Annotated in this window: 16 protein-coding genes; 12 read left to right on the forward strand and 4 right to left on the reverse strand. The window is 60.1% G+C overall.

Annotated features, from left to right (window positions below; all coding sequences use genetic code 11):
- The first annotated feature begins 52 nt into the window (after window positions 1-52).
- Both BMZ23_RS05430 and BMZ23_RS05435 read left to right on the forward strand, forming a co-directional pair.
- On the forward strand, window positions 53-1,261 hold the full coding sequence (locus BMZ23_RS05430; RefSeq protein WP_177197226.1) for an efflux RND transporter periplasmic adaptor subunit: 1,209 nt from the start codon (window positions 53-55) through the stop codon (window positions 1,259-1,261).
- A gap of 3 nt (window positions 1,262-1,264) precedes the next feature.
- Complete coding sequence (locus tag BMZ23_RS05435) at window positions 1,265-4,366, forward strand: efflux RND transporter permease subunit (RefSeq protein ID WP_093473741.1); 3,102 nt, start codon at window positions 1,265-1,267, stop codon at window positions 4,364-4,366.
- A gap of 6 nt (window positions 4,367-4,372) precedes the next feature.
- Here BMZ23_RS05435 and BMZ23_RS05440 read toward each other — a convergent pair whose 3' ends face one another.
- Complete coding sequence (locus BMZ23_RS05440) at window positions 4,373-6,376, reverse strand: S9 family peptidase (RefSeq protein ID WP_093473744.1); 2,004 nt, start codon at window positions 6,374-6,376, stop codon at window positions 4,373-4,375.
- Between the two features lie 71 nt (window positions 6,377-6,447).
- Between BMZ23_RS05440 and BMZ23_RS05445 the strand changes: the two genes are divergently transcribed.
- Window positions 6,448-6,819 carry a hypothetical protein gene (locus BMZ23_RS05445; RefSeq protein WP_093473747.1) on the forward strand — a complete coding sequence of 124 codons (372 nt, stop codon included), beginning with the start codon at window positions 6,448-6,450 and terminating at the stop codon, window positions 6,817-6,819.
- On the opposite strand, the gene BMZ23_RS05450 is transcribed toward BMZ23_RS05445, so the two are convergent.
- Window positions 6,820-7,401 carry a TetR/AcrR family transcriptional regulator gene (locus tag BMZ23_RS05450; protein ID WP_093473750.1) on the reverse strand — a complete coding sequence of 194 codons (582 nt, stop codon included), beginning with the start codon at window positions 7,399-7,401 and terminating at the stop codon, window positions 6,820-6,822.
- Between the two features lie 165 nt (window positions 7,402-7,566).
- Between BMZ23_RS05450 and BMZ23_RS05455 the strand changes: the two genes are divergently transcribed.
- From BMZ23_RS05455 to BMZ23_RS05470, 4 genes are all read left to right on the forward strand, one after another.
- On the forward strand, window positions 7,567-7,782 hold the full coding sequence (locus tag BMZ23_RS05455; protein ID WP_093473753.1) for a DUF1653 domain-containing protein: 216 nt from the start codon (window positions 7,567-7,569) through the stop codon (window positions 7,780-7,782).
- 96 nt (window positions 7,783-7,878) lie between these two features.
- Window positions 7,879-10,494: a type I DNA topoisomerase gene (topA, locus tag BMZ23_RS05460; protein ID WP_093473756.1), complete on the forward strand. Its 2,616-nt coding sequence runs from the start codon at window positions 7,879-7,881 to the stop codon at window positions 10,492-10,494.
- Between the two features lie 11 nt (window positions 10,495-10,505).
- Entirely contained in the window at window positions 10,506-11,003 is a 498-nt protein-coding gene (locus BMZ23_RS05465; protein WP_093473759.1) for a DUF6586 family protein, read from the forward strand.
- A 70-nt stretch (window positions 11,004-11,073) separates the two neighbouring features.
- A complete protein-coding gene (locus BMZ23_RS05470; protein WP_093473763.1) occupies window positions 11,074-11,307 on the forward strand; it encodes a hypothetical protein in 234 nt (77 codons plus the stop codon).
- A 58-nt stretch (window positions 11,308-11,365) separates the two neighbouring features.
- Here BMZ23_RS05470 and BMZ23_RS05475 read toward each other — a convergent pair whose 3' ends face one another.
- Both BMZ23_RS05475 and lexA read right to left on the reverse strand, forming a co-directional pair.
- Window positions 11,366-11,890 (reverse strand): SulA-like leucine-rich domain-containing protein, encoded by a 525-nt coding sequence (locus BMZ23_RS05475; RefSeq protein WP_093473766.1) that lies wholly within the window; start codon window positions 11,888-11,890, stop codon window positions 11,366-11,368.
- 14 nt (window positions 11,891-11,904) lie between these two features.
- The gene (gene lexA, locus BMZ23_RS05480) at window positions 11,905-12,510 is read right to left on the reverse strand and encodes a transcriptional repressor LexA (RefSeq protein ID WP_093473769.1); all 606 of its coding nucleotides are present in this window, start codon (window positions 12,508-12,510) and stop codon (window positions 11,905-11,907) included.
- Window positions 12,511-12,676: 166 nt separating this feature from the next.
- Here lexA and BMZ23_RS05485 point away from each other — a divergent pair, with 166 nt between their 5' ends.
- From BMZ23_RS05485 to BMZ23_RS05505, 5 genes are read left to right on the forward strand one after another with little or no spacing between them, the layout of a single operon-like run.
- Complete coding sequence (locus BMZ23_RS05485) at window positions 12,677-13,366, forward strand: TetR/AcrR family transcriptional regulator (RefSeq protein ID WP_093473771.1); 690 nt, start codon at window positions 12,677-12,679, stop codon at window positions 13,364-13,366.
- Window positions 13,367-13,411: 45 nt separating this feature from the next.
- Complete coding sequence (locus tag BMZ23_RS05490; RefSeq protein ID WP_093473773.1) at window positions 13,412-13,924, forward strand: L,D-transpeptidase; 513 nt, start codon at window positions 13,412-13,414, stop codon at window positions 13,922-13,924.
- A 24-nt stretch (window positions 13,925-13,948) separates the two neighbouring features.
- A complete protein-coding gene (gene nagZ, locus BMZ23_RS05495; RefSeq protein WP_093473776.1) occupies window positions 13,949-14,953 on the forward strand; it encodes a beta-N-acetylhexosaminidase in 1,005 nt (334 codons plus the stop codon).
- Entirely contained in the window at window positions 14,950-16,080 is a 1,131-nt protein-coding gene (locus tag BMZ23_RS05500; RefSeq protein WP_093473778.1) for a mechanosensitive ion channel family protein, read from the forward strand. The genes nagZ and BMZ23_RS05500 overlap by 4 nt, the downstream gene beginning before the upstream one ends.
- Window positions 16,077-16,814 carry an S-methyl-5'-thioinosine phosphorylase gene (locus tag BMZ23_RS05505; RefSeq protein WP_093473780.1) on the forward strand — a complete coding sequence of 246 codons (738 nt, stop codon included), beginning with the start codon at window positions 16,077-16,079 and terminating at the stop codon, window positions 16,812-16,814. The genes BMZ23_RS05500 and BMZ23_RS05505 overlap by 4 nt, the downstream gene beginning before the upstream one ends.
- Window positions 16,815-16,829 lie beyond the last annotated feature (15 nt).

Genomic DNA, 16,829 nt, shown 5'->3' on the forward strand with positions numbered 1-16,829 from the left:
GACGCATGTGTCATCTAATGCGAATCATCCGCACATCCAGCGGGAATTATCCGTGCCTGTCACCCAGGTTATCGACCCGCTAATTCGCAACTATGAAACCCGTATGGAAATTGCCATGAAAAGCCGTCTGTTCAAACTGTCTTCCACTGGAGCCATGCCCCTGCTGCTGGCTGGCCTTGTGCTGCTGGCCGGTTGCAACCGGGAGCCCGCCGAGAATGGACAGGGGCAGATGCCGCCGACTCTGGTGACCGTCGAGCAGGTGCAGCCACTGAGTGTCGACCAGCGTCAGGAGTACCCGGCGCGGGTGCGCGGTGCTCGTGAAGTCGAGGTGCGTGCGCGGATTGCCGAGGTGTTGCTGGAACGCTCGCACCAGGAAGGTTCGCTGGTACAGGAAGGCGATTTGCTGTTCCGTATCGATCCGACGCCGCTGCGCATCCGTTTGGCCCAGGCCGAGGCTCAGTTGGCTACCTTTCGCGCCGAGCAGCAACAGGCTGAGCGTGACTGGACGCGCGCCGAACAGCTGTTTTCCCGGGGCGCAGTGAGTGCCAGCGAGCGGGACCGGCTACGTTCTGCCCTGGAGTTTGCCGAGGCGGGGATGGCCCAGGCCAAGGCGGAAATGGACGAGGCGCGTCTGAATCTGTCGTACACCGAGGTGCTTGCGCCGATTTCCGGGTCAACCAGTCTGGAAGTGTTGCCAGAAGGCAGTCTGCTGGAGGCTGGCAGCCTGTTGACTAGAGTGGTTCAGCAGGATCAAGTGCATGTGTTCTTTGCGCTGCCCGAGCGGGACGCCTCGATTCATCGCAGTGCGCGTATCCATGACCAGACCCTGCAGGGTGAGGTGGATATCCTGCTGCCGGATGCTTCCCTTTACCAGCGCAAGGGGCGCATCGATTTCACCTCCAGCCGGATTGACCAGGCAACCGGCACCATTACCGCCCGCGCAGTGGTGGCCAACCCCGACGGTGAGCTGATCCCCGGCCAGTTTGTACGGGTGGGTCTGGTATTGCGCCGGCTGCATGATGTGCTGATGGTGCCGACCCAGGCAGTGGGTGCGAATGCCGAGGGTGCGCTGGTCTGGCTGGTCGACCCGCAAGGTCAGGCCGAGTTGCGTCAGGTGGTGCTGGGTGATGTGATTGGTGACCGGCAGGTGATCGCCGAGGGGCTGCAGCCGGGTGACTCGGTGGTGATCAACGGGCAGGCCGGGTTGCAGCCGGGTATGCCGGTGCAGGTGGCAGGAACTGAAAACCTGGCGGGAGAATAAGGCATGTTTCAGTTCTTTATTGACCGGCCGATTTTCTCCACGGTGCTGTCGATCCTTATCCTGATTGCCGGTGGGGCATCACTCACGCAATTGCCGGTCGAGCAGTACCCAGACGTGGTGCCGCCGCAGGTGGTGGTGAGCGCCAGTTATCCGGGCGCCAGCGCTCAAGTGATTGCCGATACCGTGGCAGCGCCGCTGGAGCAGGCGATCAATGGTGTGGATGACATGCTCTACATGGAATCCTACAGTGCCGACTCCGGCAATATGCAGCTGACTATCTATTTCCGCATCGGTACCGATCCGGATCAGGCCACCATCGACGTCAACAATCGGGTGCAGCGCGCCACCGCACGGCTGCCACAGGAGGTGCGTGATCTGGGGGTACAGGTGCAGGCGCGCTCCACCTCTATTTTGCAGGTAGTGGCACTGTCCTCCGAGCATCAGCAACTGGACACGCTGGAAATCAGTAACTATGCGTTGCTCAATGTGCTGGATGAGCTGGTACGTTTGCCCGGTGTCGGCAATGCCGCGCTGTTTGGCGCGCAGGACTATTCGATGCGTATCTGGCTGCGTCCGGACAAGCTGGCCGAATACCAGCTGACCCCGAGCGATGTGGCGCAGGCGCTGCGTGAACAGAATGCCCAGTATGCTGCGGGGCGCATCGGCGCGGAGCCGGCCCCCGAAGGGCAGGCCTTTACCTACAGTGTCAGCACCCCGGGGCGGATGGTGACTCCGGAGGATTTCGAACGGATCATCCTGCGCAGTGATGTCGATGGCCGCGCCCTGCGTCTTGGCGAAGTGGCGCGCGCGGAACTGGGCGCCCAGAGCTATGATTTCTCCGCTACCTACAATGCCAAGGCGGCAGTGCCCATCGGTATCTACCTGCAGCCGGGCGCGAACGCGTTGGAAACTGCTGAGAATGTGCGCCAGGCGATGCAGCGCATGTCTTCCAGCTTCCCTGCCGATCTGCGTTTCGATATTCCCTACGACACCACCATCTTTATCGATGTGTCGATCCGTGAGGTGGTGGTTACCCTGCTGCAGGCGCTTGCACTGGTAGTATTGGTGACCTTTCTGTTCCTGCAGCACCTGAAGGCTACGCTGATTCCGCTGGTGGCGATTCCGGTGTCGCTGATCGGCACCTTTGCCGGTATGGCGCTGCTGGGCTACTCGGTTAACCTGCTGACCCTGTTCGGGTTGATTCTGGCGATCGGGGTGGTGGTGGACAATGCCATCATTGTCATGGAAAACGCCGAGCGGTTGATCAGGGACGAGGGGCTGAGCAGCTATCAGGCCGCCAGCAAGACCATGCAGCAGGTATCCGGCGCAGTGGTTGGTTCGACCCTGGTGCTGGTGGCGGTGTTTTTGCCGGTAGCCTTTATCGGTGGTCTCAGCGGTCAGTTGTACAGTCAGTTTGCGATCACCATCGCGGTGTCGGTGGCGATCTCCGGGGTGGTTGCGCTGACCCTGACGCCGGCCATGTGTGCCTTGCTGCTGAGTCGTGATCAGACTGAGGAATCACCGGCCTTTGCCTGGTTCAACCGGGGATTTGACTGGCTGACCAATGGCTTTGTCCGAGTGGTCGACTGGATGCTGCGGCATGCGCTGATCACCCTGCTGCTGTTCGTTGCGCTGATCGGCTCCACCCTGTGGCTGCTGGAACGTATGTCCAGCGGCCTGGTACCCCAGGAAGACCAGGGCTTTCTGCTGGCGGTCTACCAGCTACCGCCGGTGTCGGCACTCGGGCGCACCGAGGCGGTGCGTGAGAATCTCAGTCAGCAGGTGGTGGCGATGCCGGAAATCAAGGGCATTACCAGCTTTGCCGGGTTCGATATCCTCAATCGCGGCCTGCGCACCAATACCGGTGTGGCCTTTATCACGCTGATCGACTGGAAGGACCGCGAGGCACCGGGGCAGAGTGCCCAGGACATTGCCGGGCGGATCTTTGGCATGGGGTCGCAGATTCAGGAAGCTAATGTTTTCGCCTTTGTGCCGCCACCAATCAACGGGCTGTCGCTGACCGGCGGGGTTGAGGGTTACCTGCAGTTGCGTGGTGAATCCGATCCGCTGCGCCTGAAAGCCGAGGCCGACCTTCTGCTGGAGGCGGCCGCCAAGAGGCCGGAGCTGACCAATGTGCGGGCGGCGGTGGATGTCGGCGTGCCGCGTTACAGTGCCCAGGTTGACTGGGACAAGGCCAAGGCGATGGGCATCGCCATCAATGACATCTTCACCACCCTGCGCAGCACCTTTGGCTCGCTGTATGTGAACGACTTTACCCTGCAAGGGCGCAACTGGCAGGTCAACCTGCAGTCCGAGGGCGAGTTCCGCAGCCATCCGGATGACTTGCGCAAGGTATTTGTCCGAGCCGGCACTGGTGATCTGGTGCCGCTGAGTACTGTGGTCAACTTTGAAAGAACCCAGGGTATCGATTCGGTGAGTCGCTTCAACCTGTATCCGGCGACCAAGGTCACCGCTGATCCTGCGCCGGGATACACCACGGCGGATGCGCTGGCCGCGATGCAGGCACTGGAGCGTGAGGTGCTGGGAAGCCAGAGCCAGCTTGGCTGGGTGGGTGAGGCCTACCAGCTGATCGATTCGGCGTCCTCCGGTGGCATCGCCTTTGCCCTCGGCATCCTTATGGTATTCTTGATTCTGGCCGCCCAGTACGAGCGCTGGAGTCTGCCATTGGCGGTGGCCACGGCGATTCCTTTTGGTGTGTTCGGTGCGGTGGTGGCGTCATTGCTGAGTGGTTTCCCCAACGACATTTACTTTCAGGTGGGGCTGCTGGTGCTGATTGGCCTGTCGGCGAAGAATGCCATCCTGATCGTCGAGTTTGCCGCGCAGAACCGCAAGGACGGTATGTCACCCTATGACGCAGCACTGACGGCAGCCCAGCAGCGCTTTCGCGCCATCATGATGACCGCGCTGACCTTTATCATCGGCAGTCTGCCGCTGGTATTCAGCAGCGGCGCCGGGGCGGTCAGTCGGCAGGAGATCGGCACCGTGGTGGTTGGCGGCATGCTGGCGGCCAGCTCGCTGGCGCTGATCTTCGTGCCGGTGTTCTACATGCTGCTGGAGCAGCGTGGCTTCAGGCGGCGTGACTGAGCCGGCTCAGTCCGCCTGGTCGCCAATCAGTGCCAGCAGGAAGCTGTATTGCTCGGCCACTTCGCGGATCGCCTGGTAGCGGCCGCTGGCACCGGCATGGCCAGCGTCCATCAGGGTGCGTAGCAGCAGCGGCTGCGTATCCAGTTTCAGTTCCCGCAGGCGCGCCACCCACTTGGCGGCTTCCCAGTACTGGACCCGCACGTCGTGGTAACCGGCGCTGACATACAGCGCCGGGTAGTGCTGTGCGGCGACATTGTCGAACGGCGAGTAGCCGCGGATGCGCGCGGCGGCGGCAGGATCGGACGGATCACCCCATTCCTCGTATTCGCCAATGGTCAGTGGCAGTGACGGGTTGTTCATGGTGTTCCAGACATCGACAAAGGGCACCTCGGCGATGGCTGCGGCAAACAGCTCCGGGCGCCGGTTGAGCACGCAGCCGATCAGCAGCCCGCCAGCACTGCCTCCGGAAATCACCAGCTGGCTGGACGTGCTCAGGCCTTCGGCGAGCAACTGCTCGGCACAGGCGATAAAGTCGCCAAAGCTGTTTTCCTTGTGTTCCAGCTTGCCGTCCAGATACCACTGCTCGCCCATGTCGGCGCCGCCGCGCACATGGGCGATGGCAAAGATCCAGCCGCGCTCCAGCAATGACAGCCGGGCATGCGAGAACCAGGGGTCAAGGCTGGCCCCGTAGGCACCATAGCCATACAGGTAGAGTGGCGCCGGGGCGTTGAAGCTGGCATGCCGGCCGACCAGACTGATGGGTACGCGGCTGCCGTCACTGGCCGTCGCCCAGCGCCGCTCGACACGGTAGTCTGCGGCGTTGAACGGGCCCTCCACCGGGGTTTCGCGCAGCACCTGCTGGCTGCCGTCAGCCAGTTGCAGGGCACGGATCTGTGCCGGCCGATTGAGCGACTCGTAGCGCAGTCGCAGGCGGTCGCTGTGGTATTCCTCGCCAGCCTCCAGACTCAGGCTGTAAACGCTGTCCGGCATGGTTACGGGGTAGCTGTTGCCGGACTGTGGACGCACCTCCAGCTGTATCAGTCCCTGATCGCGGTAGCACAGTACCAGTGCCTGCTGTTGCACATGGAAATCTTCCAGGGTGCGCTGCGGGTCCTGCTCGACCAGCAACTGCCAGTTGGCCGGAGCGCATCCGGCCGGATCGCAACGGTACAGACAGAAGTTGCTGCCGCGGTCATTACTGCGGATCAGCAGCCCCTGTGGGCCGTGGTCGACATGGTATTCATGGCCGCTGCGGCGGGTCGCCAGCACGTGCCAGCTGGCATCCGGCTGATCGGCCGGCAGCAGGCGAATTTCACTGGTGTTCTTGCTGCTGCTTTCCAGCAGCAGGTAGTGCTCGCTGCTACTGCGCCCACAGCTGAGCAGAAAACGCTCGTCGCTCTCGTGGTAGACCATGCAGGCGGGTTGGTCGGGGCGCAGGCGCCAGAGGGTGCTGGGCCGACTGGCCTGATCCAGACTGATGGCGAACAGCGTCCGGTTATCGTTGGCCCAGACCAGCGAGCCGTCCGCCTGTGACAGTGGCAGCTCCCGGGTATGGCCGCTGTCGATTTCCAGCAGATACAGCTGGTAGACCTCGTCACCCTGACGGTCCAGGCTGTAGGCCAGCCAGCACTGGTCGGGGCTGATGGCCAGATCACCGAGTTGCAGAAAGCCGTCGCCGGCCAGCAGGTTCAGATCCAGCAGCAGTTGTTCACTGGCGTCGTCGATCTGCAGATTGCCCGGTGCGGTTTGCCGGCAGCGGTACCACAGCGGGTATTCGGCGCCTTCCAGACTGCGCCGGTAGTACAGCCAGCCGTTGCGCACGCCGGGTAATGACAGGTCGGTTTCACGGATACGTCCGCGAATCTCCTCGAACAGTGCCTGGCGGCGGTCCTGATGCTGGCTCAGCCAGTCTTCGCACTCGGCATTGCGCTGCTGCAACCAGTCCAGTACCGCTGGATGGTCGCGCTGTTCCAGCCAGCGGTAATCGTCAGTCTGCGAGTTGTCGGACATGGCGGGTCTCCGGAAGCAAAAGCCGCTATTATAGGCACCGCTCAATGGCCCCATGGGATGGAATTACCGGCATGTTCAATGAATCCGAATACCAGACAGTTTGGCTGATCTATCTGGCGGCGGCGGCGGTCGGCTGGCTGGTGTGGTGGAAGATGACCCGCTGGATTGGCTGGTGGTTCGTTCGTGAGCCGCTGCAGTTGCTGATGGCGGTCCTGCTGTTCACCCCGGCTGCGGTAGAGCAACTCAAGGCCGAGCAGGCGCCGGCAGTAATCATCTGGGTACTGGATACCCTGTTTGGCACAGGGGATAACCAGGGACGGATGCTGGCTGAACTGGCGCTGGTGGCCAGTATTGTCATGGCCGCCTGGGTGGCCTTTGCCTGTTTGCGGCTTGCCTGGCGGCAATGGCGCCGCCAGACTGGAGAGCAGACAGATCCTGCGTGATCAGTCTTCCTGGCGCTGTTCGTAGAGCTTGCGCGCCAGACGCATGATTTCTTCCTGAAATTCGCTGCGCTGGGTTTCGCTCATCGGACAGATGCCGATTTGCTCAAACAGGCGATAGCCGCGTACCGAAAAGAACAGGATGCTGGCCTGGGCCAGACCCAGCGGCGAGTTGGCAAGGATGCTGAAAAGCCCCTCCACGTCGTCCGAGGTGGTTTGCAGCAGCGCAGGGTTACTGGCGGCAGCAGCCAGAATGGCCGAGTCGAGGTTTTTCTCCTCGCTGGATTCGCTCAGGTTGCTCAGCAGCAGTGCCTTGAATTCGCGCATGGGTTCGTCGGGCAACACGCTTTCATAGGCTCTCCAACGGATACGGAAGCGCTCGAGGCGGTGTTCAATCATTGCGCTGAGCAAGGCTTCGCGGCTGGGGAACAGGGTGTTCAGCGTGTCGGTATCGACCTCGCTACGTTCCGCCAGAATCTCGAAAGTGAGCTGTGAAGCGCCCAGCTCGCTAACGATGGCCTCCGCGGCGCGGAAAATCTTTACCTTTAGCGAGTCGGTTGCCTTTTGTGTCGCGTTGCTGTCCACTGCCTGCCTCGTGTTTCTGTCGATTGCTTCTGCCGGTCCTGCCAGCTGTCAGGCCGGGTCAGATCGGTTCAATGCCGATAGGTTACGATCTATGCTCTCGTCAGGCGAGTGTTTTTTACCGTGAGACGGCGCTTTTGCCGGCTTGCGAATGGGGAGAACCGAGGCATGCTGAAACCGGGACGCTACCGTCATTACAAAGGGCAGGACTACCAGGTGCTGGGTATTGCACGGCATTCTGAAACTGAAGAGGTGCTGGTGGTCTATCGTACCCTGTATGGAAATTTTGATCTGTGGGTGCGCCCTCTGGACATGTTTACACAAGACGTAGAGCTTGACGGCGAGCGCTTGCCACGCTTTACCTTTGTCAGCGAAGACGTGTAGGCTCTGATCCCTTTCGCACCCTGACGCCTTTCGCGGCGGCGGCGGCTCGCAGCGCAGCACGCCATCCTTCTGTTACTGCAAGGAATCTGTTTATCCATGGGAAAAGCACTGGTCATCGTCGAGTCGCCTGCCAAGGCCAAGACCATCAACAAGTATCTGGGCAACGATTTCATTGTGAAGTCGAGTATTGGCCATATACGTGACCTGCCGACCAGCGGTAGTGCCAAGACCGAGAGCAAGACCAAGACGCGCAAAACCGCTGACAGTCAGCTGGACAAGGCTGCCAAGGCACGGGTGCAACTGGTCAACCGCATGGGCGTCGACCCTGAAAACGGCTGGGCGGCGCGTTACGAGATCCTGCCGGGCAAGGAAAAGGTGGTTGACGAGCTGAGACGACTGGCCCGCGAGGCGGATACTGTCTATCTGGCTACGGACTTGGACCGTGAAGGGGAGGCGATTGCCTGGCACCTGCGTGAAAGCATCGGCGGTGACGATAGCCGCTACAAGCGCGTGGTGTTCAATGAAATCACCAAAAAGGCCATTCAGGAAGCTTTCTCGAAACCGGGTGAGCTGGATCTGAACCGGGTCAATGCCCAGCAGGCAAGACGCTTTCTTGATCGGGTTGTCGGTTATATGGTGTCGCCGCTGCTCTGGCAAAAAATCGCCCGCGGCCTGTCCGCCGGACGGGTGCAGTCGGTGGCGGTGAAGCTGATCGTTGATCGCGAGCGGGAAATCCGCGCCTTTGTTCCGGAAGAGTTCTGGGAAGTGCATGCGTTGCTGGATACGCCCAAGGCCGAGTCGGCGCGTTTTGAAGTTGTCCGCCAGAATGGTCAGGCCTTCCGCCCGGTCAACAAGGCGCAGACCGATGCGGCGCTGGCACTGCTGGACTCGGCGGCCTACCGTGTCAGCAAGCGTGAAGACAAGCCGACCAGCACGCGCCCCAATGCACCTTTTATTACCTCGACCCTGCAGCAGGCAGCCAGTACCCGGCTCGGCTTCAGCGTGAAGAAGACCATGATGATGGCCCAGCGTCTGTATGAAGCAGGTTACATCACCTACATGCGTACCGACTCGACCAACCTGTCGGCGGACGCCATTGCCATGGCCCGTGGCTATATCGAAAAGACTTTCGGCACTGAATATTTGCCGGAGTCAGCCAACCTGTATTCAAGCAAAGATGGCGCCCAGGAGGCTCACGAGGCCATCCGCCCCTCTGATGTCAAGCTCAAGGCGACCGATCTCAAAGGCATGGAGCGGGATGCCGAGCGAATGTATGAATTGATCTGGCGGCAGTTTGTGGCGTGCCAGATGCCGCCTGCGCGTTATCTGTCCACCAGCATCCTGGTTGAGGCAGGTACCTTTGAGCTGCGCGCGAAAGGGCGCATATTGCAGTTTGACGGTTACACCCGTGTCATGCCGCCGCAAGGGAAGGGCAGTGAGGATGAGGTGTTGCCGGATATCCAGGTTGGTAACGACCTGACCCTGAAGCAGCTTGAACCAAAACAGCACTTCACCAAGCCGCCGGCACGTTACTCCGAAGCCAGTCTGGTCAAGGAGCTTGAAAAGCGCGGTATCGGTCGGCCATCGACCTACGCAGCTATTATTTCTACCATCCAGGAACGGGGGTATGTGGCCCTGAACAACCGGCGTTTCTACGCCGAAAAGATGGGCGATATTGTTACTGACCGGCTCAGTGAGAGCTTTCCCAACCTGATGGACTACAGCTTCACCGCGAACATGGAAGAGTCGCTGGACGAGGTGGCGCAGGGGCAGGTGCCATGGAAGCGGGTATTGGACAATTTCTACGACGATTTCAAGCGCAAGCTGGAAACTGCGGGCGCCAGCGGTGACGCTGTCGGCATGCGTGCCAATCAGCCGACCCTGACCGATATTCCCTGTCAGGACTGTGGTCGGCCGATGATGATTCGTACTGCATCAACCGGCGTATTTCTGGGTTGTTCGGGGTATGCACTGCCACCCAAGGAGCGTTGCAAGGCCACGGTAAACCTGGTGCCCGGGAACGAGGTGGCCGAGGACGATGATGAGGGTGAGTCACGGGTGTTGCGCAGCCGTCGTCGTTGCCAGCTGTGCGGGACGGCGATGGACAGCTATCTGGTTGATGACCGGCGCAAGCTGCATGTGTGCGGCAACAATCCGGATTGCAACGGCTTCGAGATCGAAGAGGGGCAGTTCAAGCTCAAGGGCTATGATGGTCCGACGCTTGAATGTGACAAGTGTGGCAGTGAGATGCAGTTGAAGACCGGGCGTTTCGGCAAGTATTTCGGCTGCACCAACAGTGCCTGCAAAAACACCCGGAAGCTGTTGAAAAACGGTGAGGCTGCTCCACCCAAGATGGATCCTGTGCGCATGCCCGAGTTGCGCTGCGAGAAGGTGGATGATGTCTATGTGTTGCGTGACGGTGCGTCCGGACTCTTTCTGGCTGCCAGTCAGTTCCCCAAGAACCGTGAAACCCGAGCGCCGCTGGTGGCTGAGTTGCTGCCGCACCAGGCTGAGATAGATCCCAAACACCATTACCTGTTCGACGCGCCGGTAAAGGACCCTGATGGTCTGCCCACCGTGATTCGCTTCAGTCGCAAGACCCGTGAGCAGTATGTTCAGAGCGAGGTAGACGGCAAGCCTACCGGGTGGAGGGCCTTCTATGACGGCAAGCAGTGGGTGGTGGACGATGGTCGTGGCAAAGGCAAGCGCTGAGATAATCGCATATGGCTAATGAAGTCTACACCCGCACCAATCAGGCTCTTCAGTTTGCCCGCTGGGCGTTGCAATCCTGGCAGGCGGCTGTGGATGACCAGGCGCTGGATGCCCTGACACGGCAACGCTACCACCGTGAGCATGTGCTGTTGCATCTGCAGCGCACCTTGCTCGGACTGCTTCACGAGGTGGGTGAACGTTACCGCTGGCCCTTGCTGGAAGCGCGGATTCCGGAGCAGGTGCTGGTCGTTTCCAACCTTGAGCGTTATCCCTGCGCCGAGCTTGGGGAGCTGATTGAGCTTGCCGGCAGACCGGACAGCTGGCTGTCGTTGATGCTGTCTGCCTGGCAGCAGCTGTCAGCTGCGCCGCGCGAGGTTGCTGACAGTTCAAGCCAATTGCTTGCTAGCACGGCCGTTTCTGCGAGTTGGGAGACGGCGGCGGCAGAGCAGTGCATAGCCGGGTTGTCCGACTGCATCAACCGATTTCGCAGTGGCATGCAGGAGTGGTGATTCGGTACTGAAAGCCTGTCAGGGTATCGCTGTGATACACTACGGTCGTTTTTCACAGGAGAATTTGCCGATGCCATCACCTTTTTTGGAAATCATCGAACTGGACGACGGTCGTATTGCCTTGCGCCGCTCCGATGATGATGCCGAGCCGCTGGTGGTGATCGAGTTTTCCCACGAGGCGCAGGATTTTTTGCAAGGCCAGCACGTTGAAGTCGCCAAGGTCATGATCAGTAGCGGTATGCAGATGGTCGGCCAGATCATGGATGGCGAGCAATCAGTGCCCGAGGGGCGCGTATTGCACTGATGCGTGAATGGTTCAGGAATGTTTGCAAAAGGGCCGCCATGTGCGGCCCTTTTGTTTGTCAGGCGGCGGCTGCGCTTTTGATCACTATGTTCAGGCTGCGGCAGTTGCCACTGTGTGCAGCGATTTCCAGGCTCTGGCGCTGTTCGATACACAGTTCAAGCCAACTGATCAGGGTGTGACTGAGACCGCTGGCCAGCAATTCCAGGCACAGAGCACAGGTATTCATTCCGGGCTTGCTGCGGATTATTCTCAGCTGGCGGCCGTCAAGACCGGCATTGCGTAGCCAGCGCAGATCCAGGCTGGCCGGCGGGTCGAGAAGGGTCAGCCAGCGGCGTTCGTGACTGTGACTGAGTTCGCGCAGCAGTGGTGCCAGCCACAGTTGGCAACCGCTACCGGCATCCGACAGGCTGACTTCGCTGAAACCTGCCGCCACACACTCTGCTGTCGTGGAATCATCAGGCCAGTCCATTGTGCGCAGGGAGTCCCTGTGTGGATCGAGGCGGGTGCGCTGGCAAGCACGCAGGGCGTTTTCACGAAGCTCATCCAGTTGCAAGGGGTACTGTCGGGCACTTACTGCGGCCATGTTGCTCTCCTCGGTCAGCGGCGGATGACACCAACGCTCAATCCTTCAATGGTCAATTCCTGCTCGCCAAGATCAACTTCGATCGGGGCGAAATCCGGATTTTCGGCTATCAACGACACTTTCCGGCCCTGTTTCTGAAAGCGCTTGACGGTAACTTCCTCGCCGATGCGCGCGACTACTATCTGCCCGTTGCGAGCCTCACTGGTACGGTGCACTGCCAGCAGGTCGCCATCAAGGATGCCGATGTCCTTCATACTCATGCCGCGTACCCGCAACAGGTAATCGGCACGTGGGCGAAAGGTGTTCGGGTCTATCCGGCAATGATCTTCTATGTTTTCCAGCGCCATAATCGGCGAGCCGGCGGCGACCTGGCCAATCACGGGCAACTGGTCGTCCTGCTCTTCGGTGGCGTCCGGCAGGCGGATGCCGCGAGAGGCACCGGGTATCATCTCGATGGCACCCTTGCGGGCCAGTGCGCGCAAGTGGTCTTCGGCCGCGTTGGGCGAGCGGAAGCCGAGCTCGCGGGCAATGTCGACGCGGGTCGGCGGATAGCCATTGCTGAGGCTGTACTGACGAATGAAGTCCAGAACCTGCTGCTGTCGTGCGGTGAGCTTCTGCATATCGTTTGCCTGCTTTTTTATCCAGTATCTGTGATTATATACAGCAATTGCCTGCTGGCAAGTCCTCCCTTGAGTTTGTTGAATGGGGTTGGCGGATACAATCGGGTTGACGGCAAAGTGTTTGAAACGTATGTTTGAAACAATTGTTTTTAGTGGATGTCTGCCAATGGCCCAGTCTGAAACCGTAGAACGCATTCTTGATGTGGCGGAACTTTTGTTTGCCGAGAAGGGGTTTGCTGAAACCTCTTTGCGGCTTATCACCAGCAAGGCCGGCGTCAATCTGGCTGCGGTGAATTACCATTTCGGATCGAAAAAGGCGCTGATTCAGGCGGTGTTTGTTCGCTTTCTCGGGCCTTTTGTCAGCAGCCTTGAACAGGAACTTGATCGCCATCAGGCTGCCGGCACCAGTAACCACCTGGGGCTGGAGGAATTGCTGGAGATGTTGGTCCGGCAGGCGCTGACGGTTAAACCGCGCAGCGGCAATGACTTGTCTACTTTCATGCGGTTGCTTGGTCTGGCCTTCAGCCAGAGTCAGGGCCATTTGCGCAAGTATCTGGGCGAGGTTTACGGTCGGGTGTTCAACCGTTACATGGCCTTGCTGATGCGGGCTTTGCCAGAACTTCCCCCACACGAGCTGTTCTGGCGAGTGAATTTCATGCTGGGCAGTGCGGCCTTTACCCTGTCGAGCATGAAGGCTTTGAGGGCTATCGCCGAATCCGAGTTCGGTCAGCAGCCGGGCGTGGATGATGTGTTGCGCATGATGGTGCCTTTTCTGGCAGCTGGTGCACATGCCAGTAGCCCGGATGCGGGTACGGCAACATCTGCCGACACGCGCGAGTCGTTCGAGAGGGTTTGATCGCCGGCCTGCTTCGGCTATTGTGTGGCACTTCACGGAGGTGCCATGCCACTTGATCAGATTCTGGTTTCCCTTGCCGAGCAGCGCCTGCTGGGGCTGTGTGACGGCGTTGTAGTATTTGCCTGCACGGTATCCACTGCGCTGAATGGCGCAGGTGAGCGTGATGGCAGTGGCTGTACTCCGCGTGGTCGTCATCGTGTGCGCGCCCGGATTGGCGACGGCCAGCCGCTGGCGGCGGTGTTCGTTGGCCGGCGGCCGACCGGCGAGGTATGGACGCCTGCACTGGCCGGTCAATTCCCGCAACGCGACTGGATACTGACCCGCATTCTCTGGTTGTGCGGTGAACAGTCGGGCTTCAATCGAGGTGCCGGTTGCGACAGCCAGCGTCGCTATATTTATATGCATGGCACGCCTGACGACCAGCCTTTGGGCATACCCCTTTCACATGGCTGCATCCGCCTTAGTAACTGCAATATGCTTGCACTGTTCGACCTGACGCCGGTTGGTTGCCGGGTCGATATCCTCGAGGGGCCCTTGCCCCGTGACCACAGGGAGTAACTCCGTTTGACCCAGGCTTCATTGATGATTGATGTAGACGGGCTCTGGTTGAATGCCGATGACCGTCAGCTGCTGCGCCAGCCCGAAGTGGGCGGCTTGATCCTGTTTGCCCGCAATACCGAGTCGCCTGCCCAGGTGAGTGAACTGGTGCGTTCGATCCGTGCATTGCGCCCGGATATGCTGATTGCCATTGACCAGGAGGGCGGCAGGGTGCAGCGGTTGCGCCAGGGTGTGCTGCGTTTGCCGGCGCTGGGCGAGATCGGACGGCGAGTTGCTAATCAGCAGCAAGCCGTTGAAGTGGCCCATGCAGCGGCCTGGTTGATGGCCACGGAAATGCTGGCCTGCAGTATTGATATCAGTTTTGCTCCGGTGCTGGATCTGGATCATGGCCGCAGTGCGGTGATTGGTAACCGTTCGCTCGGCAGCAGTGCGGAGACCGTGACAACGCTCGGCGGTGCCTATATTGACGGGCTGCATGCGGCCGGTATGGCCGCGACTGGCAAGCATTTTCCCGGTCATGGCTGGGCCGAGGCTGACTCGCATTTTGATCTGCCGGTGGATGAGCGCAGCGAAGCTGAGATACGCGCAACCGACCTGCGTCCTTTCCGTGATCTGGCGTCAAAGCTGGATGGCATCATGCCGGCGCATGTGCTGTATCCGCAGGTTGATCGGCATCCTGCCGGTTTTTCGCGGCGCTGGTTGCAGGAAATCCTGCGTGGCGAACTTGGCTTTAACGGTGTGATCTTCAGTGATGATCTGTGTATGGCCGGCGCTCATGCGGCAGGCGATATGGTGGCGCGGGTAGATGCAGCGCTGGCTTCCGGTTGCGACATGCTGTTGGTATGCAACGACCGTGGTGGTGCCGAGCAGGCGTTACAACAAGCCCAGCACCGAGGCATTGCACCCTCGCAACGCCTGGTGGGACTGCTGGCCAGGCGCGAGCCGGGGGTAGTGTACAAGGCTGATCCGCGCTGGTTGCGAGCTGTGCGTTTGCTTGATTCTGTTGGACTGCTGGGTGAGGAGCGATGAACGAATTACTGGAAACCCTGCCGTTGGAGGAGCTGCCACTGGGGGGCGAGTTGTGGATTTACCAGGCGTTTGCCGTGATCTTTACCTCGCTGGTGCTGGCCTACATCGGCAAGTTGATTCTTGATCGGATCGAACAGCGCGCCCTGCGCAGCAATACCGTGTGGGACGATGCGCTGGTGATTGCCGCGCGTCGTCCCCTGTGGGTGCTGATCTGGAGCATGGGACTGCTATGGGCGGGGCAGATCACCGCCACGCAGATGGATGAGGGTTTTGCCGAGGTGCTGGAGAACCTGCAATCGGTGTTGTTGATCGTGTTGCTGGCTTGGTTCCTGATTCGCCTGATACTGGAGGTGGAGAAGCGTCTGGTAGACCCGGCCTACCGCGCCAAACCGGTTGACCAGACCACGGTCAGTGCCATCGGCAAGTTGCTGCGTATCTCGGTGATCATTACTGCCGCGCTGGTGATTTTACAGTCGCTGGGATACAGCGTTTCCGGTGTGCTGGCCTTTGGCGGGATTGGTGGTATTGCCGTGGGTTTTGCTGCCAAGGATCTGCTGGCGAATTTCTTTGGTGGGCTGATGATCTATCTGGATCGACCATTCAAGGTGGGCGAGTGGATTCGTTCGCCGGAAAAGGAAATCGAAGGAACGGTTGAGCATATCGGCTGGCGTCTGACCCGTATCCGTACCTTCGACAAACGGCCGATTTATGTACCGAATGCGGTGTTTACCACCATAGTCTTGCAGAACCCCTCACGTATGACCCATCGCCGCATCTTTGAACATATAGGCATCCGTTACGACGATATACAACGCATGCAGCCGGTTCTTGAGGCGGTCAGACAGATGCTGCGCGAGCATCCGGAGATTGCCCAGGATCAGACACAGATGGTCTATTTTGATCGTTGTGCAGCCTCATCCGTGGACTTCTTCATCTATTGCTTCACGACCACCACGGTGTGGGCAGAGTTTCACCGGATCAAGGAAGATGTGCTGTTGAAGACCATGGCGATCATCGAACAGCAGGGCGCCGAAGTAGCCCTCCCGACCTCCACCCTGCATGTGCCCGAGGGGCTGCGCTTGCAGATGCTGCAGGATGAACAACGGCTTGGCGGGAGTCTGGCATGACCCTGGCAATTATTGGTGGTACCGGGCTGACCCGGCTTGAGGGCGTCGAGCGGCTGGCTCAGGGCAGTGCTGATACACCCTGGGGACAGCCTTCGGCAGCGCCCTTGCGGATGCGTCTGCAGGAGCGCGAGCTGCTGTTTTTGGCGCGCCACGGTGATCCACACCGGATTCCACCGCACCGGGTGAATTACCGGGCGAATCTCTGGGCCCTGCGTGAGGCGGGTGCCACGCGGGTGCTGGCGGTGAATGCGGTGGGTGGGATCAATCCGGCGCTGGCCGAGGGGCATTTCTGCGTGCCGCACGACCTGATCGATTACACCTGGGGACGGGCGAGTACTTACTTCGAGGACGATCTGCAGCAGGTGGTGCATGTGGATCTTACCCAACCTTACGATGCGCTCATGCGTGAACATCTACTGGAGGCGCTGAAGCAGCAGGGTGTCAACCATGCGCCAGCGGGTGTTTATGGCGCCACCCAGGGGCCTCGGCTGGAAACGCCGGCAGAGATCCGCCGGATGGCTGCTGATGGTTGCGATATTGTTGGCATGACAGGTATGCCCGAGGCTGTACTGGCGCGCGAGCTCGGGTTGCCCTATGCCTGTCTGGCTTTAGTGGTGAATCCGGCTGCCGGACTGAGTGCTGGCAGTCTGAGCATGGAGGCAATGGAATCGGTGATGGCCGCCGGCATGCAGCAGGTGCATGCCGTACTCGCGGAGGTTCTGGAAGCCGGCTGATTAATGCCGGTATGC

Origin of the sequence: Halopseudomonas yangmingensis, from assembly GCF_900114825.1 — a bacterium.
Classification (GTDB): Bacteria; Pseudomonadota; Gammaproteobacteria; order Pseudomonadales; family Pseudomonadaceae; genus Halopseudomonas; species Halopseudomonas yangmingensis.